At 24.7% G+C, this 24808-nt stretch carries 24 protein-coding genes; 14 read left to right on the forward strand and 10 right to left on the reverse strand.

Translation table 4 applies throughout. The annotated features are described in order from the left end of the window. Window positions 1-78: 78 nt before the first annotated feature. The 7 genes from AAHM88_RS03760 to AAHM88_RS03790 form a co-directional block, all read right to left on the reverse strand. Window positions 79-2649 (reverse strand): hypothetical protein, encoded by a 2571-nt coding sequence (locus tag AAHM88_RS03760; RefSeq protein WP_342263311.1) that lies wholly within the window; start codon window positions 2647-2649, stop codon window positions 79-81. Window positions 2650-2725: 76 nt separating this feature from the next. Beyond that, entirely contained in the window at window positions 2726-4747 is a 2022-nt protein-coding gene (locus AAHM88_RS03765; protein ID WP_342263312.1) for a PTS transporter subunit EIIC, read from the reverse strand. Between the two features lie 72 nt (window positions 4748-4819). Beyond that, the gene (locus tag AAHM88_RS03770; RefSeq protein ID WP_342263313.1) at window positions 4820-7495 is read right to left on the reverse strand and encodes an Mbov_0397 family ICE element conjugal transfer ATPase; all 2676 of its coding nucleotides are present in this window, start codon (window positions 7493-7495) and stop codon (window positions 4820-4822) included. Window positions 7496-7607: 112 nt separating this feature from the next. Next, entirely contained in the window at window positions 7608-10118 is a 2511-nt protein-coding gene (locus AAHM88_RS03775; RefSeq protein WP_342263314.1) for a P-loop NTPase fold protein, read from the reverse strand. Between the two features lie 117 nt (window positions 10119-10235). Next, window positions 10236-11807, reverse strand: a complete 1572-nt coding sequence (locus AAHM88_RS03780; protein WP_342263315.1) for a P-loop NTPase fold protein — start codon at window positions 11805-11807, stop codon at window positions 10236-10238. Between the two features lie 128 nt (window positions 11808-11935). Beyond that, entirely contained in the window at window positions 11936-12172 is a 237-nt protein-coding gene (locus AAHM88_RS03785; protein ID WP_342263316.1) for a hypothetical protein, read from the reverse strand. Between the two features lie 25 nt (window positions 12173-12197). Next, the gene (locus AAHM88_RS03790; RefSeq protein WP_342263317.1) at window positions 12198-12413 is read right to left on the reverse strand and encodes a hypothetical protein; all 216 of its coding nucleotides are present in this window, start codon (window positions 12411-12413) and stop codon (window positions 12198-12200) included. Between the two features lie 587 nt (window positions 12414-13000). Here AAHM88_RS03790 and AAHM88_RS03795 point away from each other — a divergent pair. Genes AAHM88_RS03795 through AAHM88_RS03855 form a run of 13 tightly spaced genes read left to right on the forward strand, consistent with a single transcriptional unit; the run spans window position 13001 to window position 19486 of the window. Then, window positions 13001-13327, forward strand: coding sequence for a hypothetical protein (locus AAHM88_RS03795; RefSeq protein ID WP_342262238.1), 327 nt, complete (start codon window positions 13001-13003; stop codon window positions 13325-13327). 2 nt (window positions 13328-13329) lie between these two features. Beyond that, window positions 13330-13551 (forward strand): hypothetical protein, encoded by a 222-nt coding sequence (locus AAHM88_RS03800; RefSeq protein WP_342262239.1) that lies wholly within the window; start codon window positions 13330-13332, stop codon window positions 13549-13551. Then, window positions 13551-13712: a hypothetical protein gene (locus tag AAHM88_RS03805; protein WP_339024447.1), complete on the forward strand. Its 162-nt coding sequence runs from the start codon at window positions 13551-13553 to the stop codon at window positions 13710-13712. Before AAHM88_RS03800 ends, AAHM88_RS03805 begins: the two co-directional genes overlap by 1 nt. Before the next feature lie 3 nt (window positions 13713-13715). Further along, window positions 13716-13946 (forward strand): hypothetical protein, encoded by a 231-nt coding sequence (locus AAHM88_RS03810; protein WP_339024456.1) that lies wholly within the window; start codon window positions 13716-13718, stop codon window positions 13944-13946. Window positions 13947-13957: 11 nt separating this feature from the next. Then, window positions 13958-14092 (forward strand): hypothetical protein, encoded by a 135-nt coding sequence (locus tag AAHM88_RS03815; protein ID WP_338968593.1) that lies wholly within the window; start codon window positions 13958-13960, stop codon window positions 14090-14092. A 19-nt stretch (window positions 14093-14111) separates the two neighbouring features. Then, window positions 14112-14354: a hypothetical protein gene (locus tag AAHM88_RS03820; RefSeq protein ID WP_342262240.1), complete on the forward strand. Its 243-nt coding sequence runs from the start codon at window positions 14112-14114 to the stop codon at window positions 14352-14354. Between the two features lie 24 nt (window positions 14355-14378). Then, the gene (locus AAHM88_RS03825) at window positions 14379-15365 is read left to right on the forward strand and encodes a hypothetical protein (protein ID WP_342262241.1); all 987 of its coding nucleotides are present in this window, start codon (window positions 14379-14381) and stop codon (window positions 15363-15365) included. A gap of 3 nt (window positions 15366-15368) precedes the next feature. Then, complete coding sequence (locus AAHM88_RS03830) at window positions 15369-15752, forward strand: hypothetical protein (protein WP_342262242.1); 384 nt, start codon at window positions 15369-15371, stop codon at window positions 15750-15752. Window positions 15753-15754: 2 nt separating this feature from the next. Beyond that, window positions 15755-16003 carry a hypothetical protein gene (locus AAHM88_RS03835; RefSeq protein ID WP_215826579.1) on the forward strand — a complete coding sequence of 83 codons (249 nt, stop codon included), beginning with the start codon at window positions 15755-15757 and terminating at the stop codon, window positions 16001-16003. Between the two features lie 3 nt (window positions 16004-16006). Further along, window positions 16007-16627, forward strand: coding sequence for a hypothetical protein (locus AAHM88_RS03840; protein WP_342262243.1), 621 nt, complete (start codon window positions 16007-16009; stop codon window positions 16625-16627). A 43-nt stretch (window positions 16628-16670) separates the two neighbouring features. Further along, the gene (locus tag AAHM88_RS03845) at window positions 16671-16877 is read left to right on the forward strand and encodes a hypothetical protein (protein WP_342262244.1); all 207 of its coding nucleotides are present in this window, start codon (window positions 16671-16673) and stop codon (window positions 16875-16877) included. Between the two features lie 15 nt (window positions 16878-16892). Then, window positions 16893-18989 carry a hypothetical protein gene (locus AAHM88_RS03850; protein ID WP_342262245.1) on the forward strand — a complete coding sequence of 699 codons (2097 nt, stop codon included), beginning with the start codon at window positions 16893-16895 and terminating at the stop codon, window positions 18987-18989. A gap of 50 nt (window positions 18990-19039) precedes the next feature. After that, the gene (locus AAHM88_RS03855) at window positions 19040-19486 is read left to right on the forward strand and encodes a hypothetical protein (RefSeq protein ID WP_342262246.1); all 447 of its coding nucleotides are present in this window, start codon (window positions 19040-19042) and stop codon (window positions 19484-19486) included. 335 nt (window positions 19487-19821) lie between these two features. On the opposite strand, the gene AAHM88_RS03860 is transcribed toward AAHM88_RS03855, so the two are convergent. Genes AAHM88_RS03860 through AAHM88_RS03870 form a run of 3 tightly spaced genes read right to left on the reverse strand, consistent with a single transcriptional unit; the run spans window position 19822 to window position 23115 of the window. Then, the gene (locus tag AAHM88_RS03860) at window positions 19822-20613 is read right to left on the reverse strand and encodes a ribosome-inactivating family protein (protein ID WP_342263325.1); all 792 of its coding nucleotides are present in this window, start codon (window positions 20611-20613) and stop codon (window positions 19822-19824) included. 18 nt (window positions 20614-20631) lie between these two features. Then, entirely contained in the window at window positions 20632-20799 is a 168-nt protein-coding gene (locus AAHM88_RS03865) for a hypothetical protein (RefSeq protein WP_342262247.1), read from the reverse strand. 12 nt (window positions 20800-20811) lie between these two features. After that, complete coding sequence (locus AAHM88_RS03870) at window positions 20812-23115, reverse strand: hypothetical protein (RefSeq protein ID WP_342262248.1); 2304 nt, start codon at window positions 23113-23115, stop codon at window positions 20812-20814. 252 nt (window positions 23116-23367) lie between these two features. On the opposite strand from AAHM88_RS03870, the gene AAHM88_RS03875 reads away from it, so the two are divergent. Then, window positions 23368-24756, forward strand: coding sequence for an Mbov_0401 family ICE element transposase-like protein (locus AAHM88_RS03875; RefSeq protein WP_342262249.1), 1389 nt, complete (start codon window positions 23368-23370; stop codon window positions 24754-24756). Window positions 24757-24808 lie beyond the last annotated feature (52 nt).

The raw sequence follows: 24808 nt of genomic DNA on the forward strand, positions 1-24808 counted from the left end.
TAATATTATTAAGCAAAAATTTGACGATTTTTTAAATCTCATTTAATTTTATAAATTTCTTTTTTTAACTGAAAATAATTATATTATTTTCTTTCGTTTACGAAAATAAATAATTGTTCCTAATGATAAAATAGTTAATCCAATAGTTAATGTTGTTGCTAAAATAATGCTTAAAAATCTCTTATTAGCAGTTTCATTTTGAACAACAATATTTTTAATTTCTTTATCTCATTCTTTAATTTTATTGTCCTGATCTAAATCGGGGCGTGGTTTAATAACTTTATCATTATCATCCTTAGGGTCAGCAATACACTTTGTCGCATCTTTTTCACACTTATTTCTTTTATCTTCTTTATCTAATTCATCTTTACCGCCGTTTGTTTCTTTTAACTCTTTTTCTAATACACCACCAATATCATATTGTAAATCACGAATCATTCGTGAAATATTAAAATGTACCACATCTAAAGGCATATTTAATAATTGTTCAGCAGTGTAATAATATCCATCTTTAATTCGCTCTTTAACATATAGTTTTTGTTCAGTAGTTGTTAAAGACTTATATTGGTCTCAAGAAATTTTTTGGTTTGTTGTTTCATTAAAATATCAACTCGGTCCTCTTAAATAATTAATTAAGGCACTGCCTAATTTACTGTCTCAAAAATAATAAAGATTATCTTTAATATTACTAAGAATATTTCGATGCTCATCAGTTATAAAGTTAGCATCTCTAGAAATTCCCAAATTAAGATGATAATAAGTAGCAATTGCTCCTAATTTATTAGGAACTTTAAACCGAAAAATACCTTTATCAGAAAAATATTCTCTTTCATTTTCATTTATAAGCAAACCATTTTTATCAGATTTAAAATTTAATTTAAATTTATCCTTTTGTTTTTCATTAAAATCTTTTGTCATAAATTCTCATGTAGTTTGCTCAGTATCAATAAAGTCATCTTCTTTATTAACAGTTGGCGGTTCAATCGCCATTAAGCTACCCGATAATCCATTAACACCTTGCAATAATTTGAACTCATTATCTTTTAATCACTTTTGTTCCAAAGAAAAATTATCATCAATTGCTGGTTCATAAATAACTATTCCTTGCATTTCATTAGGATTTTGCTCATCTTTTTTAGCTCATAAATCCATATTTAATTTAGGGGCTTTCTTAACAATCATAATATTTTCCGTATATGTAACATTTTGTAAGTTACCCTTAGCATCTTTAAGACCACCTTTAGATATCTCTACCTTATAAATATTTAATTCTTCTTTAATTTCATTATTATTTGTAAAATTATCAAAATTTAATTTTAATGTTTTATCAGGATTATCATCATTATTTTTCGGGTCAAGACGACCATCTTTTAGGACATAATTAAATATTCTATCACTAACCCCAACTGCATTACCATTCACATACAAGGCTTCTGTTTCTTGTTCATTAGCAAGAAATTTTATATACACATCGTCCCCATAAACCTTATACTTTGTGTTGCCAACCCAATAGTCTATTGGTTTACTTGTCGATTCAAGTGATAACCGGTCTTGCATATTTTTTTGATAATAATCTGCATCTAATTTGTATTTAATTTGAAATGTCTTTTTAGACCTATACTTTTCAGCATAACACTCTGAATTTGAAAAGCAAAATTTATTTAATAACCGTAATTCAAAATAAACATCAACAGTATCATTGGTACTACTTGAATTAGAAGGAATAAAATTAAACGATTTAGTTAAATTTGATGGGATGACTTTATTTTGATACAAATTATTAATTGCTGTTACGATTTTTTGTTCATTTGCTTTTAACGAATAATTAGTAGTGCTAATTTCTAAGATATTATTAACATTTTTAATGTTAGCTTCTAATTGTTCATAACTATTTCATAATTTATATTCAAAATAAAAATTAATTTTTTTATTAACAGTATAACCATCTAATGAATCCTGAAAAATTAATTCCACATATTTTTCATTAAATCTAGATGTTACTAGTTTTTTATATTTATCTTTACCAATTTCTTGCTCAATATATTGCAAAGTTCGTTTTTGATTACTTTCATTATTACCAGATAATGGATCAGGAGTAATAATAGTTTTTAATGGCTTATTATGTAGTGCATTAGAAACCTGATTCCAATGCTTTTCTAATTCATTACTAACACTAAATTTTATTTTTAATTCTACGCCTCCTAGTTTATTTCATTTATATCAAGTTCCTCAATTAGGTCAAAAATGTTGCTTTTTATTGTTTATTGAAATATAAAAATAAAATTTATTAGCAAAAAAATAAAACTCAGTATCAACACCAAAATAAACAGTTACTGGCCGATTACTGTTAGAATAGTTAATTGCTTTATTAATATCATCAACTAAATATTTCTCTAACTCAAATTTATGATTTCATCAACCATAACTATCACTTATTTGAGCAGAAAACATTAATTCAGCTTTATTAATAAAATTATAACGATTAATAATTGGCATAAAGTTTGCTGATAATCCCCGATGTCACCCAGTTGGACTATAATTATGCTCAACTATTAACGAATCTAACTTATCAGTTTCAAACATAGTATTGCCACTTAATGGGGACATTAAATTTTGATATAAAATAACCCCAAGCAAAAATTTATTCAAAGTTATCTCTCCTTTTATAAAAATATATAAGGGTACTATTTTCAAGCACCCTTATTAAATATCATTACTAATTTATTTAGAATTCTGTTTCCTCAACTTCAACTTCTAGTAAAGGTTTTTGAGAGCCATTCACTGTTGGTTGTGTTTCTTCTTCACTGCTTAGTGATATACTGTCATATGATGGTACACTTAACCCCACCTCACTACTATCCGATGAAGTTTCTGTTTTCGCAATTATTTCATAATAATTTTTCAAGTGTTGTGGTTTTAAATCATAAAATCTAATTCAATATGAATTATCCTTTAATTCAAATTCACCTACTTTTTCCATTTTTTTAAAATTATATAAATTATTATCTTTAAGAACAATCTTCGCGATTAACTGATAATTATCAATTTTATTAATATTTTCATAACCACCAAGATTCTCAAGTACTTTACTACATAAATTACGATTTTTTTCTAATTGTAATTCATCTTCTGATTTTGCAACAATATTTACATATTTTCTTTTAATACCAATATAAAATAATCCAAAAAATATTGCTCCAAAAGGAAGACCAACAGCTACTGCAACTCAAGATTTTGTACCCATTCCAAAGGCATCAGGAATAATACCATACATTAAAAAGTCAACAAAACCACCTGAAAAGGTTGAACCTAAATTAGCACCTAAAAGGTTAGTTGCCAATCAAACAAGAGCTGTTAGTGGTACATAAATAATAAAATATAATCCTGGAGCAGCAAAGAAAATTGGTAACTCAATCGCTTCGGTTACACCAGTAGTCGCTGCGATGATTGCTGGAATGCCAAACTTATAAAAACTCCCTAAACGATTACCTCTTTTAGTTGCTAAGATAATTGCACCAGCAATAGCTGGTAAACAAAACATCATAATGGGAAATCTACCAAACATATATTTTCCAGCATTAATTCCCAAATTACTAAAAACATTAAACGGTAATTTTAATTTTTGAATTGCTAATCAAATATTTTGATCTCCAAAAACAGATTCACCATCTTTAAAAACACTATTAAAAAGTCCCATATTTGCAGTCTTTTTAAAATATTCTTTTAAAGTTCCCGTAAATGTTTCTCCCGAAATGGTAAATGTAGCCTTCAAATGAGAACTCAAAATTTCATTATTAATATACTTATTTGTTATATTCTCAGCAAGGTTTAATTTTCGGAGCGCTATTGCAATATTACTGTCACCAGTTATTGTTTCAATACCTTTAAAAATAGTATTAAAAAAATCCATATTACCACCAGTTGCTATAAAATATTCTTTTAAAGTTCCCGTAAATTGTTGATCTTTAAAAGTATAAGTAATTACTGATTCAGGACTTAAAGTACCCCCAACTGGTGTTCAAAAAAATAAAGCATTAAGTAAATTATGGAATCCAAATGGCATTGTTGCTTTTTCGACAAAACCATAACTAAAAGAATCCAATCCAGAAGGAGCATTACCAATGCCATTACCTAATGCCATTAATCCTTTATAAACATACGGTCATAATAATAGAAATCCTAACGATAATAAGATGATTAGCGGAATAATTATTACATTTACTAAACGAGTTTCATTAAATAATTTAAATTTACTACTTATCTCGATTTCACCTAATTTATTGTGAATAACAGCAACAATGGCACCAATAATAAGACCAGAAATAATACTTGTATTTAATTGCTTAAATCCTAAATTGGAAACTACTAAACCAGCATCCAAAATATCATGAAATCAAAGAGCATGTTGTTTACTATTAGTTTCTTTAATAATTAATCCTTGTAAGACAATAAAAGTAAAATAAGCAATAAAGACTGTTATTGATGTTTCAACTTTATTTTTTCTTTTAGTAAAAATAATCGCTACTGAAAAAGCAAATAAAAGTGACAAATTATCAAATACTACTTTACCCAAACCATCAAAAATATTACTAACTTCTAAGTTACCACCCGCATTAGAAATAATGGCTCCCAGAGCCCGAAGCAATCCTGCTACTGGTAAAAGTGCTACTGGTAAAAGAAAACATTTAGAAGTTTTGTTTAAAGAATTTTTAATTACTTCTCAACCTGTCTTTAACTTGATAAACATTTTTTCTGACCACCATTATTTAATTTTTTATTATATTTTTGCATACAAAATTCCTTTCCTTTTAATAAATTATTAAGATTTCTTAATACCAACAATCGCCTCCTTTTCTACTTCTGAGACATTAATTGTTAATTCCATACGGTGATGTCCACCTAAAGAAAACAATAATTCACCAACATTAAAACGAGAAATACTATTTTTCTCAATTTCAGAAATCCCACCATACGAACTATACAATTGTTCTAATGCTGTTAAATCATGCGGTGATAACTGCAAACATTTTAAATATTGAACCCCATTGATAATAGCTGTAGTTTCTCTTTTAATTTCATCATCACCAACAAAATCATTAATATTTTGCGTAATAATATTCATCATGCCATTATATTTACGAATTCGCTTTATCATTGAAAACATAAAGTATAAAGCACTAGGATATTTTTTATCAATTAGCAAATGAGCTTCATCAACAGTAACTGAAATTCATCGCGGACTTTCATTAGGATGCGCTTCATTTCAGTTTTTATTTTTTCGCACTTGTGACTCAATATATTTTAAAATTAAAAATATTTGGGCATTAATAATCCGTTTGTTACCAGTTTCTGTTAAAGTATACAAATCAAATACTAGTAAAAAATTATTATTATGTTCAATCGTTGAATAACCATTCCATAATTTAGCATCAATTCCTCCTGTTGCAAAACGAGATAAGATTAATGATAAATCCTTAAATATTAATTGTTGCGTTTTCTCATATTCTTTTTGTGCTAAATTATATAAGTCATTCATTATTGGAAACATATTTGCTTTTAAACTATTAAAATCAGTTCTTCTTGTAATAGAAGCATTCTCATATAATTGAAAAATAAGTTTCATTAATTGAACTTTTTCATTACGATTTAAACCTCCACAAGCTAACTCTAAAAATTCTTCTAAAAATTGCAAGTGAGCTGTTAAGGGATCTTCATTATCATCTTCAAGATTATTAAATATTTGCAGGGGATTAATTTTTCCCTTTGTTGATTTTCCAACATCAATTCATACACCATCATGATATTTAGCTAATTGTTGATATTCGCGTTCGGGATCAATAATAATAACTTTTTTACCAGTTGAAATTTGTCAATTTAATTCTTTTTTAGCTAAAAATGATTTTCCACTACCACTTGTCCCAATAATTAACTGATTAGAATTTTTCCGTTTTTTATCACGAACTGATTGGTCAAAAAATATGGGATTATCATATCCCCCTGTTCCTAAAAACAATCCCGTACTATCATTCAAATTATTAGTTACAAAAGGATATGATGCTCCTAATGTTGATATTGGCATTTCCACACCATTAGTTTTAAATAATGGGTCTTGTTGTTTTAAAACAATTGCTCCTAAACCATCAAACTGCTGATATATTAAACTATCAAGTTTAAAATCTAAAACTTTACACAAGTCTCGCAAATTATAGTCAACAGAAATTAATTGCTCATAACTATTGCCATAAGTCATAATTAATAGATTAGTATCAATTAACTCTTCCACACCACTAGCAACAGCATCCATCAAATTATTAATTTGATCAATATTAATTAAAATTTCTTTTTGGGAAATTTGCTTACTAGTTCCTAATAAATTAGTTTCTAAAATATTTCGGGCCTTTTCTAATTGTTTCTTTTGTTTATACTTACCAATACGATTAATATTTAAAACAATAGTACTATTCTTTAACATTGATAACTGTTCTAACCAGCGATTACTAACTACTAAAGGATATTCAAAAATATTATGAATATGCAAAAAGACATTATCATTAACTTGTAAATTATTACGATTAAACTTTGCTTTATGATAAGCAAATAATTTTGATAAAATTTGTTGATGTTCTTTAATATTAGCAACATCTAAATCCACTTGTGGATAGTAAATGTTATAAAGTACTTTAGTTGATTCAATACCAGTAAGAATTTCACAATTAATATTGGCAATATTAATTTGATTAATAAACAATTTTGCTTGATTAATCAAATTCTCATCATCATAACCATAAATAAGTAAATATCAGTTAGATTCACTTAATTCTGGCAATGTTTCTAATAAATTATTAGTTTGATAATAATCTGCTAACTGTTGTACCCGAGCATTATATGCCTTAAAAGTCATTAATTTTTTTTCATATAATTGTTTAACATTCTCGCCATAATTTAAAAGTGCTACTTGTTGATTTTTTAAATTAAGTGATTTTTCTAACTTAACCAATGAACAATCTTTTTCTAATGTTCTTAAAGCATTAGCAAATGCCTCCATATGTTTTGATTGGATGTGGTCCTCTAATAAAGAAATATTAAAACCTTCAAGTTTAATCCCTAAAACTACTTGATTTACAACTTTTTTATCTCTTTTAAAACTATTAGAAACAGTTACATACCGCCCCTTAATTTTTTGATACGGAACTAATAATTTAGGATTATTTTTTCCTTTACTATTATAGGATTTATTAGAAAACCAATATTTAAAAATTAGTCATAAAAATTGATAACCCTTACGCCGATATTTAACTTCAAGTACTAGCAATAAACCGAAAATTCCTAAAATAATAATAACAATAATCTTTACTCACAATGGTAACGAATTCATTGTATAGTAAACCAAAGTAATAAAACTACAATAAAATAATAATACTACGAAATCAATTAAAGTTACTCATTTATAAATTACTAATTTAATTCGTTTTAAATTTTTTAAAACTAAATTCATTATCTTCTCCTTTCTAAACTGCACTGCATTAATAAGGAGTTGTAGTGAATTGCTAACTTTAAAAGTATTAATTTATTAATACTTTTTGTTAATAAATCTTTATATCATTCATCTAAAGTTTTGTATTTGTGTCTGTTTTGCTACCAGTTGAAAAAATAAATTTACTTTGCTGTTGTTCTTCTGTTTCACTATTGGTAAACTCCACAGGACTAGTAGGTACTGTATATATGCCACTATCAATACTACTAGTTGATAAACAAGGATTTTTACTAAATTCTAATGGATTATTTTCCACACCTTTATCAGTATCTAAGTGTTTTATAGTAGTTATAATTAAAGTTTCTAAAAAATTACGAAATCTTTTAAGATTATGATATTTTTTAGGATCATTATTAATAAGAAAGAATAAAGCACGAATTTTTTCTTTTTCATCTTTTTCAATAATCAAGTTACTACTATCATTAAGCGTTTGTAATTTCTCCATTGTTAAAATTAAAACTTTCCGATATTCATCATAATTATCATTTTTAACAAAAAATATTGCTCAGTCAATAAGTTTAACTTTATGTTCTTGAGATAAAAAATTTAATCCTAAATTTTTTAAAATAAACTCTAAATCACTTGCTGGAATAATTGAATCATTAATTGAATAATCATTTAAGATTTTTCCCATTCAATTAGTTATTAACCGTTCAGAGAATGATTCTTTTAAATAAACAATTTTATTTGTTTGACAATAAGTTTTAATTTTAGTTAATAATTCTAATGGTGTAATTGAACTATTAGGTTCTTTATAGTTTATAACATCTTTTACAAATTCAAGAGTTTTAGAGTCTTCATTTTGACAATGAAAATATGCTTTTTTAGTAATAACAAGATATTTTTTAATATGAAATAAAAACTTAATAAACTGAACATTATTAAAAACACCAATTTTAATTTGTGAAAGTTTAAACTGATTAATTATCAATTTCTTTTGCATATCATTATCTTCTTCAATTTTATTTTTAGCCTGAGCCATAACTTCTGTTATCGTTTCTATTCTTGTTGCAGTTTTTTTAACATTAGCACTATTAGCAGTATTATCCTCAATTTTATTCTCAATTTTATTTTCAGTTTTAATTTCTGTTTTACTACTACTTTTAATATCTGAACTAACATTATAACTTTCAATAATTCAATTAGTATCATTACTACTAGCATTCTTTTCAATATCATCAATTAATTTTAAAATTGCATATTCAGATTTATTTTTTACTAATTGTAATATTTTTGTACGAATAAAGCTATCACGGTCTTTAACTAATTCAATAAAAATATCTGAAAAATTATATTCAATACAACTAATAATTAAAATTCGTATTAATTGCTCATAATATGTTAAAGAATTTCGCCGCGTTCTAAAATTTGCAATAAAGATATTTAATCCTTTTACTATTTCGCGAAAAGACAAATCATTTTTTCATAATATAAAATCTTTGATTACTCGTTTTTTAGTTTCATTACTAACAAGAATATTTTTAGATCTTCCTAATACAGTTTGTCATTTTTCACTAACAAAATCAGCAATTTTTTCATAATATTCATCAAAAGCAATATTTAATTGTACAGAAGTTAACGGTCGTAATCGCAATGTATAATTGAAGTATTCACTAATATAACTTGCCGAATTATCACTACTAATCTTATTATTTTCTATTGCATCGCCAACACTAGATAACAACTTTCTTTCGTCAATTAGAATAATATATTTGATATTTTTCTTATTTAAAAATACTCTAATAGAGTTTAATACATCATAAAGCTCACTAGATATTAATTGATCTAAACCATGAAAAACAAAAATTATTCTTTTAACTTTGTCACTTTTTTCTAATTTTTGTAATAGCAACAACATATGATTTTCATAATCATAATTTGTATCTAAAACACTCATCTTCATTATTTTAGCACTTCTTTGTTCATTATAATATTGCCCTCAAATTGAAGTAAAAGCAATTGTAAATAATCCTAGTCCGGAAACAATACTATATTCTTTAAAAACAAGAATTAATGATAGCATTGTAACTAAGATAAAAGCTCAGAAAACAGTAAACAAGAATAAACCTATTCTTACATTTTTAAGACGCTTCTTCTGTTTATACTCAATATCATCAGATGTAAAATCAATTCTCTTACCATGTGCCAATCTTTCATTAGCCTTTTCAAAAAGAAAGTTATGCATTTCTTTAATAACTTTCTTTTTCAAAGATATTTGTTTATTATCACTTTTATCACTAAGATTTCAGACATTAATCCAAATAAATAAACTTTTTCTATTTTGAATATCACTACTAGTAATCTTTTTTTCTTCATTATTCTGTACTAATTTTACTAAAGAACTTTTACCAATTCCTCATTTGCCAAAAATTCCTAAAACTGAACTATCATATTCATTATTATCAATATATTGCTTTAAAAAAATAAATTCTTCTAAATAAATTTTATCTTTAATTTTATTAAATTCCTTAGCATTCTCTTTACTCTTTATAAAATGAGGCAAATCGCAATCATTTAATATTTTGGGTTTTTTCTTACTGCTATCGCCTAGTAGTAGCGAAGTACTATTATTATTTTTATTCATATTTCTTATTTGTTACTTTCTAATTTTATGTAATTTTTATTTTTTTTTCGTTTTATAATTATTTTATAATTATAAGCTCAGCAAGATTTTAATTTATATATTTGAACGCTCATTATATTATAGATTTCCTGAGTCAATTAGTAAATTTTTAGCTTTTTGTTGTTTTAAAGACAATAAATTTTCACTAACTATTGGAAAACTATTATTACCAAATATTATTTTTGTTAATTGTTCCATACACTTTTGATTATTAAAATATTCTTCAAAATAAATGAGAAAAGTTTCAAATTCCACTTTATTAGTTATTAAATTTTGACCATTTATAGAGTTATCATAATTTTGTTTTATTTTTAAAAAAATATTTTTAAAATTTAAAGATTTATATTTACATATTTCTAAATAGATATTTGCAAAACTATTTTTAAAAACAGTTAAAAGTAATAAAGCAATTAAATCTTCATAATTATTTAAATATTCTATTTCATCATTAACATTCATAATGAATGTATTTAAAAAATCAATAACATCAGAATAAACAAAGTTATCGTTTCACAAACAAAATTTCTTAATTAATGCTTTCTTAAATTCAAAATTCTTAAACCTAATGTTTTCTTCTTCACTTTGAATTTGTAATATTTCATTCCAGTGCTGGTTCGTTAACGCTACTAAATGAATATTATTTTTATAATATTCATTAAAAGCATTACTCAAATCTATCTTATTAATAGGTCTTAATCTTAAAAAATATTGAAAATATTCTTTAACACATTTTATTAATTGATCATCTGATTGCTTTTTTTCTAAAATAAAGTTTTTAAAACCCGATAACATTTTTTGCTCATCTAATAATATTAGATATTTAACATTATTTTTATTTAAAAATATCCGAATTGTTCTTAAAACTTCATAAATTTCATTAGATGTAATTTGATCTAAACCATCAAAAATAAAAACAATTTTTTTATCTATTTTAGTTTTATTTAAAAAAAACATTTTAATCTTATTTAATAAAGTTATTTTATTCATTCTATTTAATAAGGCTTCTAAATGTTCTTCATAATCATAATTTGATGTTAATAAATCTTGATCAGATTTTTTAGTTGTTATTTTTCCAGAAAAATATTGACTTCACATAAATGGAAATACTGAAGCAAAAATCCAAGCAACAGGAAGAAATGAACTATCAGAAACAAGTAACCATTTATAATGTAAATTTAAAATAAATAATATCGCAAAACTTATTAAAATTGCTAATGTTCCAAAAACCATTCAAGTTCTTTTTTTAAAAAAATGTTTTTTATGAACATCACTAGGTTCATTATTAATACTATAATCTATTCTTCTGCCATAATTAATTTTTTCTTTAAAATTATTAAAAGTTAAGCGATGCATTTCTTTAATAATTTTTTTCCTTAAAGAAAATTGCTTATTATCCTCATCTTCAATAATATTTCAAACATTCACATTAATAAAATAAGGTTGATTAACTTTATCTTCAATAAAACTTTCTTGAACAGATTTTAGTAAAGAAGTTTTGCCGGTTCCCATTGGTGAAAAAACTCCTAAAACTGATCCATCATATTTTGAATCACTAATATATTTTCTTAAAAATACTTTATATTGACTTTTTTGATAATATTCTGAGTTTTCTCTCTTTTCTATAAAAGAAATATTATTATTTATATTCACATCCATATTTTAAAAAATTCCTCTCAATCTCATTATCTTAATATTTTTACTAATAAAACTTAAAAATTAGTACAAATAAAATCATTTCTAATTCAGTATTAACTTAATAAAATACTTAACTATTAATCTTAATTACGAAGATTTAAAACAATTAATGGCACTAATATGGAACTAAAAACTACTACTAATATTAAACTAGACACAAATACTATTTTATATCGTTCATATTTTCCAATTAAACTGTCATCAGTTATTAATAATTTTTTTATTTTTCCTTTTTTCGCACCATATGCAAACATTAAAAATGTAAATACTACTATTAAGGTACTATATGTAGCAAATATTACAAATAAACTTGTTGTCATATCGTTACCTCCTTTTCTAACTTTATTACTGCGTTTTTAAAATTGTTACTATTGCTAGTATTACTATAAATGAAATTTGTAATACTACTAATGCAAATCAACATTTTTTTAATTTCAAATAATTTTCATTGTTAGTACTTTTTAATTTTCGTAATTTTATTCACAATCAATTAACAAAAAAAGTACCAAATATTGATAATAAAATGAATATTCCAATAACAATAAAAATAGTTTTTGACATTTTATATCTCCTTTTTCTATTTTCTAAATAATAAGCAAATATTCCAAAATTAATTTAATATTTAGTCAGTTTTGCTTCATGGACGCATAAAGTTTTGTTAGGTGGGAAAATATTTGAATAAGTATTAAGACAGTCAGCAATGATTGTCTTTTTATTTTATAAGGTGTTAAAAATTTGTTCTTTGAAAATTAAATACAAGTGAGTTAATAATGTTGGTATGTATTAAAGCACGATAAATTGTGGGTGGTCGCCATAACCAAAAGAAGTTTACCAGTTAATAGATAACATCCTATTAGCTATAGCAATTTGTTTCGTTTTGCAATAAAAAAATGAATGGGTGGATTTCCTAAAAATATACACGCTATTAAATTAGTTCCAAGGGTAGGATGCGGACATTAAAGTGTAGAAATTTCTATATAGGGGTATGCTAAGTTTAAAATTATTAAAATCTTTATCTAATTAAAAAAACAAAATTTAATAACAAAGCTTGTTAAACACTTAAATCTACGATATATAAGTGTTTAAAAAACTAAGTTAACTAACTTAGTTAATATAACTTAGTTTATTTATAAGAAAGGTAATTTATTATGAAAAACATTGAAAACATTTTCTTAAATACTAAAAAATATCTCTTAAAAGAAACACAAAACGCAATGTTTATTAAAGCACCAAAAATACCGTGATTTAATAAACAAATCGGCATTTGATTTCCAAAGCGATTTGTTTATAAAGGAAAATATGAAAATTCTATTTGCATCGGAATAATAAAAGATAGTAAATATCAAATAATTTCAATTAATCAAAAAGAAAATGAAACCAAATTAATTAATGGACAAGAATTATTAGGTTTCTTCATTGCAGAAAAAGAAAACAACAAAAAAGATATAAATTATAACTATTTTAAAGGAGTTTAAAAATGAATATTGCGATTGGAATAATATTTATTATCATTTGCATAATGCTATTAGCATATTTTGCTTATAAAATTTATGCCAAAATAAAAATTAGAATTAAATATAAAAATGCCATTAAAAATAATACTGGTAATTTTACAAAAGATGAAAAAGTGTTTATTGCCCGCTTTGAAGAATGAGTTAAAGCTCCTAATTCAAAAGAAAATAATGAGAATAAAAAATAATGTTTTGAGAAATTATTATGGAATTCTTAAAACTGTTTATTCCGATAGAAAAAATGCCTGCACAGGTTGCGTTTATTGCCGGATTAATTATTATTATTACTTTTCTTTTCGCATTAATTTCAATTATGTATTTACCAATAAAAATGATTTTTGGGAGATAAAAAATGACAATAAACTTAAAAGAATTTAATTGAGAACAAATTAAACAAACTTTCTGAGATTTATTTATTCAAATTACAACTATTCCGGCCCACATTACTGGTAGTAAAGAAATTAAATTAACCGAAGCACCACTTTGACTTTTAATAGCAAACATTGCTTTTTGACTTCTAACAGCGATTATGGTGTGATTTATTCTAATGTTACTTTGAAAAACCATATCAGTATTTAGATAGAGGCAAAATTAATGTCAAGAAGTTACATTGTGATGCATTCCCAAAGAAATTCAAAATTAATTAGGAAAAAATACAATCGTGTTAAGGTTAATCGTGGTTTTAACAAATTTAAGAAAAACTTTGAATATAAATGATGAATGTTTTAAAAAGAAAGGGGGTGATTATATGTTTGGAACTTTCTTAGTTGATGCACCAGCAGTAACAAAGATAACAGCTAGTGACGCGATGACTAAATTGTGAAACGCAATTATAACAGCGTTTACTAAAATGTGAGAAATTATTGCTGTTAATATGCCACAAGTCGGTAACTTCTTTGCTGACTACTGAATCTTCATTTTCCCATTTATTTTGGCAATATTCTTTATTTGCTTTAAAATGTTTGAAAAATTACTTGGAGCGGTACGCTAACAAAAAAATAAAGTGAGGTGCAAGATGAAATTTTGCAAATGAATAATAGAAAAAAATAACCATTTTATTGAATTGAATCGCACCTCATTTTTAATTTTATGACATTGAGGAGCAATTTGATATATTTACAACGGTTATTTTAAAAACATTGTGAGCTATTTATTTTTAGCAGGTTGCATTTTAATTTTCCTTTTTAAAATCGATAATTTAACACAAATTAACAAAGTTATTAATTTCTTAAAAAACTCACCATTAAATATTGTGATTGGTTCATTAGGGACTGGCAAAACTGCTTTTCTAGTATACGCATCAAAATTACTAAAAAAGAAGAAATATCACATCGCCTCAACCTTTCCATTACTAGAAACCCAAAAATTAAGTTTAGGACATATGGGATTATTAGACTTTGATTATCCGGTATTACCAGATAAAACCTTACTTTTGTGAGATGAAACCAATTTATTCTTAGAAGGAACTGATTGAGAAAAAAATAATACCAAAAACGAAGAAACCGGTATCCAAGAATATTTCGCCTTAGCACGGCATTTTGGTCATATTGTTCTCGCTAGCGGTCAAAGAGATAAACATATTTGAGTTAAAGTTCGTGATATTGCCAATAATGTGATTGTGGGAATTCGCAAAAAACCCGTTAATATTTTTCGTCCCTACTTAAAAGTCATCTATGGTACTTTTACTAGTATTGAAGAATATGAACGCTGACGAAACACCTTAATTGATGCTAAAAATAGTAAAAAGGGTCGTCGCATTAAATACCGTGATATTCCTGAACTTGATATTTATTTTTTTAAACTAAAAATTCCTTTACCAATACTTAACACTTACAATTCTTTTTATCTAGCATTTTTAAGAGATTACTTAAATTCAAAAGTAAATCCTGATTATGAAGACAAATACTATACTGATACGGCAATTGATTTAGAAGACTTAGAATACTTAAAAATGGATAAATTTAGCAACTTTTTAAGAAAAATGAAAGAAAAGGAACAATAAAAAATGGAAAATCTTGCAAAAATGGCCGACTTTCTCGCCCAAATGCTTTATAAAGTTTTTGATTTAATTTGAAGTCTTGAAGTACCAGGAACAAAAATTCAACTAATATTTCCTTTATTCTTAATGCTTGCAGTAGAATTTCTTATGGCAATTATTCTCGGTTTTGGTAGTCAACAAGTTAATTTAGAACAAGAACGCCGATATGCCGTTAAAAATAGTGGCCGTTTAAGTGCCTGAGGAAAAGTTAAAAAACACCAACAAGATATATCCGCTAGAATTAACAAACAAGAGAAACAAGTCGGTAATTTTCACCACAAAAAAAGCGGTCAAATTACCACAGTTAGACAAAATAAAAATTTCAAATCGTGAAATCAAAAGAGTAAATAAATATGTTCAAACTAATTATTATTTTTATCTTAATAACTGTTCTTGGACTTCTGGCTGGTAGTCATTTTGAAACTTTAACAAACTATATTAGCGAAGGACTTGCCAATTTCCAAAAGTTTATTACTAGCAATTTAACAATTTTAGAACTATTTAAACCAATGGCACGAACATTTTCGCAACACCCAATTTTTACCATTCTTGGTGTTACTTGTGTACTTATTGCCTTATTTATTGTAATTAAAGGTAGGTAAAAAATGGAAAAATGAACTAAAAAACAAGAATTAGAAATAGAGAATGACAAATTAAAAATTGCTAATGTCATATTAGAAAATAGTGTTAATACTCTTAAATACATAATAATGGAAAAAAATAAAGAAATCTTAGAACTAGAAAAGTGAAATACTATTCATATTAATCAAAAATTAGACTTAATAATTGAAAACCAAAAATTAAAAATTTTTAAACACAAAAGGAGAATAAAAATGAAAAAACTTTTAGGAAAATTATTTAAAAAAGATAATTCAAAAGAAAAAATGCCATTAAAATTAAGAATTAAAAATTCTTTTAAAAAACAGTGATTAAAAATAGTATTAAGTATCATTTTCATCTTTATAAGCTTATTAATTTGTGCATTAACAGCATTCGATACTAAATGAATAACCGGAACAAGTGGCGAATTTAATGATTTTATGAATAAAGAAATGGTTGATTTCTTTGGCAAGTTCAATAGTAGTATTATGTTAGCAGGAATATTTGTTTTTTGATGAGGCGGAGCAATATATTTTGCAATTAAATTTGAAAAATTAATCCGCTTTATTATTCAGAAAATTAAAGCAAAAAGAGTCTTGAAAAATGAAATCAAACAAACTAATTAATTCTTTAAAAAAATATTGATGGAGAATTTTACCTTACATTTTTATGATTATTATCTTTTTCATTCCATTTTTAAAATTGGAAATTAATGATTTGAAATTATTATATGAAAAATTTGAAGCATTAATTTCACTTATGATACTAGGATATTTAGATATATGCATTACAATAGCGGTAATTATAAATTGTGGTATTGAGTGACTTATTAAAAAAATTAAAGAAAAAAGAACAATGAAAAATAAAATATTTTAAAAAGGAGTGATAAAAATGTTTATGAAAATATTTACCGTGTTAATTATTAGTTTCAATAACATTTTTACTATTCCCCAAAACATTAACAATGACAAAGCAACATCACAACCACTAATTAGAAATAAAAGACAAAGTAATGAAACATACGAATTTACTTTATCAAAAGCAAGAATTAATTGAATGTGAGACGGATTTAGACAAAATTTTAGTATAGCCTTAAGTGAATTTGATAAAAATGAAAGCGGATTAAATAAATTACCAATTGATTTTAAAAATACATTAGCTATGAAAAATAGTTATATTTATTTAGATGAAGAAGGAATAAGCACATTAAAAACTGATAATCTTGGAAGAAACGGTGACTTAAAAGTAACAAATATCAAAGGTAAAATAATTAAAACACGGAATTTTTATAATTGATTAGAATTTAATTTTCAACATAAAAAAACTACCGATATTGAATTACCTACAACAACCACTAATTTTGACGGTAACCATAAATACAGTGATGTTATTGATAACCTTGATTATTTAATGGTTCATCGTGGTGATTTTGACAAATTCAATTACTCTTATCTTTATTGAACACCAGTTTTTAATTTTATTGACACCTTAGAAAAAGATTATTACAAAGAATTTACGATTAAAAATCATGGTTTTAAAAATGAAAGCTATTTTTATCACAAAAATTCAACTATTTTACCAAACTCAGAAATAATTGATCCGACAAATGCAACCAAAATTGAAGTTATCAAAATAATTAAAAAAATACTTAATGAAAAAATTAACAATCTTGCTGGCGTAAATAATGCAATTGAAGGCATTGACTATAATACAGAAATTAAAGACAATGACAACAATTACTTAGATGATAGAGCTACTTTTGATTTAACAACAAACAATATCGCTGACAGAACATTTATCATTAAAGTCATTGCAACTGAAACAAGTACACAATTGCAAGGAACAAATACAATTAAAATTGTCATTCCAAAACAAGAGGATACCAACGATAATATCCTTAAAATTAAGGCATTTAATAAAACCCTAATTGCTGGAAATAACTATTTACAATTGCTACACGATGAAACCGAGATCTGAAAATATAACACTGCAAATGCTAACGATTATTATCTAATTAAGTATCTTTTTGGTACCTTAAATTATCTTAATGTTAAATTTAGTTTTTTGAGATACGACCCTGAATTAAAAAATGACATTTACCTTTATTTTAAAAACAACATTCCTAGTATTAACAGTAATAATTATAAAAATACTTTTGATGAAATTTACGAAATTCTTGGAAATTTCTTTGCTAGTTTATTTTATGCTACTTTTGATATGGACGAGAAAACTTATACCGAAATTGATTTTAAAAGTGTAGAAAACTATAAGAAGGATTATTTTATTCAAATCGGTTTTTTTTATCGCTCATTAATTACCTTTTATCCTAAAAAATATTTAATCAATGTTACTGGTAATTCGGAATTATTACTAAGAAGTTATTTTTTTACTTTTGACAAAAAAATGCACCAAGAGAATTACAATGCTATTAACAATAATACCAATAGCATTTATCAAATTGATTTTAATGTCCTTAAATCCTATGATAATAAACTCATTGCCTTACCAACCACCAAAACTGCTAATAGTATTAATTATCTTAACACCGACATTGATATTCGTTATGGTATTAATATTTTTACCTTAACTTTTCCACTTTATCACAAAGGCAATATCTCTAATTACAATTTTAAAATTTATGACTTTAATGTCTTAAATTCCACAGTCTTTATTCCTGACGGTTCAACCAACTCAGAATGAGATGACTTAATTCCGCCGGCAAATTGCAAATATTCTGGACGATGAATACCAACATTTAATGATATTGGTTGTGCCATTCAAAATGCTGGTATTAAAATGCTAAACTGAATGCTGACGGCGTCACAAATCATTACAATTTTACGCCCGTTAGCAATTATTGCAAAAGCAACAGTTAACTTTTCAACCGCCATTTTTCCGGTTTTTAAAACGGTACCAGCTTTTTACCATACCTTTCAATTTTTAATCGGTTTCGCCATCTTTCTAATGATTTTAAGAATTTTTGTATAATATATATATATATATATATATTGAAAAAATAAAATAAAGGAGTTAAATTTATGAAATTTTTAAATACAATAGCTCTTTTGGGGCTAACAACATTGTCAATAGGTGGATGTTCTAAAAAGGAAAACAAAACAATATTACAAGTTGAGAATGAAACATACGAATTTACTTTATTAAAAGCAAAAATTAATTGAATGTGAGACGGATTTAGACAAAATTTTAGTATAGCCTTAAGTGAATTTGATAAAAATGAAAGCGGATTAAATAAATTACCAATTGATTTTAAAAATACATTAGCTATGAAAAATAGTTATATTTATTTAGATGAAGAAGGAATAAGCACATTAAAAACTGATAATCTTGGAAGAAACGGTGACTTAAAAGTAACAAATATCAAAGGTAAAATAATTAAAACACGGAATTTTTATAATTGATTAGAATTTAATTTTCAACATAATTTTAAAGGGACTGTACAATTAACTGTGTCTCTAAGTAATTAACTTAAATTCACTCTGCTCTGTTCTCAAATTTTATCATTAAATGTGAAATCACACTACCCCAATTTTGAATTGGCATCGTTCAATATTTTAAAAACTGTAAACTACCCAAAGAAAGATGGCTTTTTACGATAAAAACACCTTTGAACAACTAAACAACTTTTTCATTTTTTCTATTTTGACAAAATAAAAACCGGTAATTAATTGAAATTACTGGTTTGAATAGTTTGCTTATTTTTCACGAGAAATTAAACTGATTATACTTTTGCCTTTGCCCCAATTAGACCTAAAATTAATAATAACTTTTTCATTTTTTGATTATTCTTTTGACCCGTCTCTTATTTTTCGTAATCTTTTGGAGCTAAAACGGCAATATTAATTATTTTTTCTTCTTCGTTTTCTGGAGTAATTCCTGTTTCTATCATTTCATAATATTTTTTGCTATATTTACCCCAATCGTTAAGAGTATTTTTATGATCTTGTCAAATAACTTTTTTATTATCATCAATTAAAATTTTCTTAATACTATCTCTAACAGAAAAAAACCGCATTGATTCTGATGTTATAAAAACAGTTCGTACTAAATCATTTTTAATAGTATGCCTATTTTCTTTGGTGATATTACTTAAATTACTAATAGAGTTATTAATATTTTTTCTACTAATTTCTATTGTATCTTCACCTACTAAACTGCTATAATTTCCTGAAAAATGAAGAGATTCTGAAGTAATGTTATTATCTAAATTTTTTATTTTTGAATCAGAAAAATATCAATATGTTTTATTATGATTTTTATCAATATTAATAATTCCCTCTAAATATAAATTACTTGTATCAAAAACTAATTCAATTTCATGATTTTCATTACTTAATGGAATAATTTTATGTTTATCAATACCATTTTTTAATTTAAATACTTTTTTGTTTGGGTAATTTGTATTAATAACTCCTTCTAATTTTTCAACATTTTTAGTAATTTCAAAATAATTTGTGCTTTCTCTTAAAAAGTTTATATAAGTTCCATATTTTGAAGCCGGGTGTGTTCTATTTTTAGAAGAAAAATTACTAGATTTTTTAATTTTAGCAAATACTTTTTTTAAACTGCTTGATCTTCTAGTTATATTAGAAATTGGTTTTTTAACTCTTCCTTAGATGATTTTTTTTGAATTTTTATCATTATTTAAATTAACATCTAAATCAGTTTGCTTATTTTGATTTTTTAAAGATATTATTTTTACAGCCATAATTGGTATTGGTACAGTACTTAAGAATGTTATTGAACCAAGTATTCTTAATAGTTTTTTTATAATATACATCCTTCCTTCCTTTTAAAATGTTTCAATTTCTGTTAATTTAGTTTTTCCAATAGTAGAACCTTGATAAGACAAATTAGCTTCTCCATTAAAAGTTATATTGTTGTCGTTATTTATAATAATTTCTTGTGGCAAAAGATTATATTGTTTTAATTTTTGCATAATTTCCTTAATTGAAATTTCAAATATAGTTTTTTCGTTATTTTCATTTATTATTTCTGCATTAATCTCACCATTAATATTTTGTTTTAAATTTAATATAATTTGTGCTAATACTTTATCTAAAAAAGTACTAACTTCAATAGTTTGATTACCTTCAACATTAATTTCTTGGAAAGGTAATTCTAATTCAAAAATTTTTATATTTTGCATTTCTTGACTATTTCCCAAGTCAAAACTATTTGATAATGAAATTGAATTTGAAAAAGAATTATGAATTGATTTAGTAATATCTTGAGTAGAGCTATATGATGTCAATGAACTTGTTTCACTTGTAGAAGATGTTCCACCACCTCCGCCACCAGAACCACCTATACTAAAACCAAATAAACTAAAACCAGCATTACCTGATGCTTCTCATGACTTTGAGGATGAATCAATTTTACTGTGTCCAACTTGTGAACTACTAGTTGAACTATTAGAATTAGCAAAACCAGAACTAACTTCTGAATTTGTTTGTGATCCAGTTGTTTTACTTAAACCTATTGTAATTTGTAAACTTTTTATTTCTTGAATTGTATATTTACAATTTGATGTTCTTAATTTTTGTTCTGTTGGTAAATCATTTTTTAAAATTGTCTTACCAGAACAAATATTTTCATTAGTTTTATTAATTATTGGTTCAATATTTTTTGTTACTGTTACATTTGAATATATTAAATTATTTATATTAATATTTTTAATTTCTTTTACAATATTTTCTTTATTTTTATCTCTAAAACCCAAAAATATACCTTTTTTAATTAATTCATCCAAATTAATTATTCTATTTGTTTGATTATTTATTGAATAATATATTTTCTTTTCGCCAAAGTATTTATCACTATTTTCTTTAGTTTTAATTGTTGCTGATATGTTATCTTTTTCTTTAATTTCTAATTGTGAAATATCTAAACTAGGATTTAAATAATTAAATTCATTTAAAATAGATTTATCAGAATTATTATCAATTTTTAAATTATTTATTTTAATAACATCATTTAATTGATATTTATTTTTAATTTTAAAAATACCATCGTTATAAGTTAAAAAATACATATTAGAATTATTTTTATCAAAAATAATTCTATTAACTCCAATAATTTTATTGCCTATTTCATTAATTTTGGTTGCTGACAACTCATTGTTCTTTAACACATAAGCACCGCTACTAGTTCCAAAATAAACATTTTTGTGACCCAAAACAATCGAGTGAACTTCTCCAGTTACACCATTAATTTTTTTAAATTTTGTTTCACCACATTTTAGCAAGTAAAAACCATTATTTGTCCCAAAATAAAAATTATCATTATCATCAATTAAAACAGAACGAATATTATGTGACATTCCCTCAAATGCTATAGCACTCATTTCACCATTTTTTATATACAAACCATTCTGTGTTCCAATAAAAACATTATTTTTTGAATCAACTACAAAATAATAAACATGGCCATATACTCCAACTATTTTTGTGGCAGTAGTATGATTAGGTTTCAAAATATAGGCTCCATCGCTTGTTCCAAAATAAGTATTATTTTCTTTATCGTTATTAACGGTAAAAAATGTTTTATTAGACATCCCGTATATTTGTTTTGCTCTACTTTCACCATATTTTAAAACATAAGCACCGCTACCATTATTTGTCCCAAAATAAACATTATCATTACTATCAATAATTCCTACCATTCCATTATTAATTCCATCGATTTTTACTGGTATTATCATCCCTGGTTTTAATTTATATACCCCCTGTGTTGTTCCAAAATAAACATTATTATTTTTATCAGCCATAATTAATCCACCGATGGTACTATCATTTATACCCACAACTTTTTCAGCGATTATTGTACCACTTTTTATTACATAAAACCCATTTCTTGTTGCAAAATAAAAATTGCCCTCTTTATCGGTTGTACTACCATAATATGATTCAATATCACTTATCCCAGTAATTTTTTGTTTAGAGTAATAATTTGTTAATAATACTTGTCTTTTAGTACGTATTGATGTTACTAAATTTTTATTTTCTTGTATTTTCACTGGAGCATTTGCCAAGACTATTGGTGTTATGCTTGATAAGCTTGTAATTGTTGTCAACATAGCGAGTAATTTTTTCATATTAATCAAATCCTCTTCTTAAATTTTTACTAAATTAATAAAATTTACTAAATAATTAACATCCTTTCCCCAAATATTAGTCTACAATTTTTTCACTTTGGAATTTGATTATATATCATCAAATAAGAATTTCTATCATTTTTTCAGAATATTGAATACTAATTCTAGAAAATCATTTATCCTTAAAAAAGAAAAATAAGTTAACTAAATTTAACTTTATTAAAATTACTCTACCAAGAAAGGTGAATTTTTATGTTAGAAATTAATAATAATGTAAAAACCTTAGAAAACAAGCATTGATTCAGTTTATTCGCAACCCATAAAAATATGTACACTAACAAATGTGAACAATTAGCTAATGAATATGAAAAATTAGATGAATACTTATATAAATATCATTATCGGTTAAAACAAGGTTATAAAGTAGTTCATTTTGCAACAAGAACAATTATTACAATTTTTGGTGAAGTTGTTTTTAAGCGACGCCGATATAAATATTGAAATCAAAAATCAGGTAAATTTGAATATGTATGTTTATTAGATAAAGAAATTGGTTTATTGCCTAAACAACGCATTTATTTTGATGTCCAATTTAAAGTTTTAAGTCTTCTGGGTGATGGCAAACGCTATCGTGATGTTTTAGATGCTCTAAATCATTGTTATATTTCAAAAGCTAGTATTTCGAATATTTTAAATAAATATGATATTGTTGAATATTTTCAACTAGCAGAAAAAGAAACTAAAACTAGAATTGATGTTAAAAATAAGGATTTATATATTCAACTAGATGAGACATTTTTAGCGACATTAGATAAGAAAGTTAAACAAGACCAAAGAATTCGTTTAGTTACTTTTCATACCGGACATAAAGAAAAAAATTATAAAAATGCTCGTAGAGAATTAAAAAACAAACGAGGTCATTTTCTAATGTTAAAAGTTGGCAAACGAATAAATACGATGGATTATCGTGATTTATTAATTAAGGAATTACAAAAATATTATGTAAATATTAATTATAACAAAATAATTGTTTGTGGCGATGGTGATACTTGAATTAGAGAAATTGCTAATAGTTTTGGTAATGTTAGATATATTTTAGATGGTTATCACACTATTAAAAAATTAAAACAAACTGCATTTAATATTGTTTTTGAAAATCGTAAAGTAACACTAAATATTTGAATTGAATTATATAAAAATGGAAATCATCAAAAATTAGTGAAAAACATTCGTGATATTGCTAATAATGAATTAAATAAAGTTATTAAAACAAATTTAAGAAAGGCGAGTAATTATTTCAAAAACAATAAGCACGGTATTCATAATCAAAATTTGGAGTGAAATATCGGTTGTAGCATTGAAAGTGATGTATCACATTTAATAAAACAACAATTAGGATATGGAGCAAAAATATATAATCATAAGAATTTAAATAACCTATTACATTTAAGAATGGCAAATTTAAACAAATTAAATGTATTACATTACATTAATGAAAATATTAATTCAGAAATAGAAATCAGAAAAGAAATATATAAAAATTCATTATGAAATAAATATAATGATAAAAATGATGATAGTTGAATTAATAAGGGTAGTATTGTATATACAAATAAATATAGAAAACATAAATTTAGATAAGTTAGTGTTAATTTAATAAAATTAATAATTTTTTATTGTGTAAAAATTCAAT

Origin of the sequence: Spiroplasma endosymbiont of Dromius quadrimaculatus (assembly GCF_964031155.1) — a bacterium.
GTDB lineage: Bacteria > Bacillota_I > Bacilli_A > Mycoplasmatales > Nriv7 > Nriv7.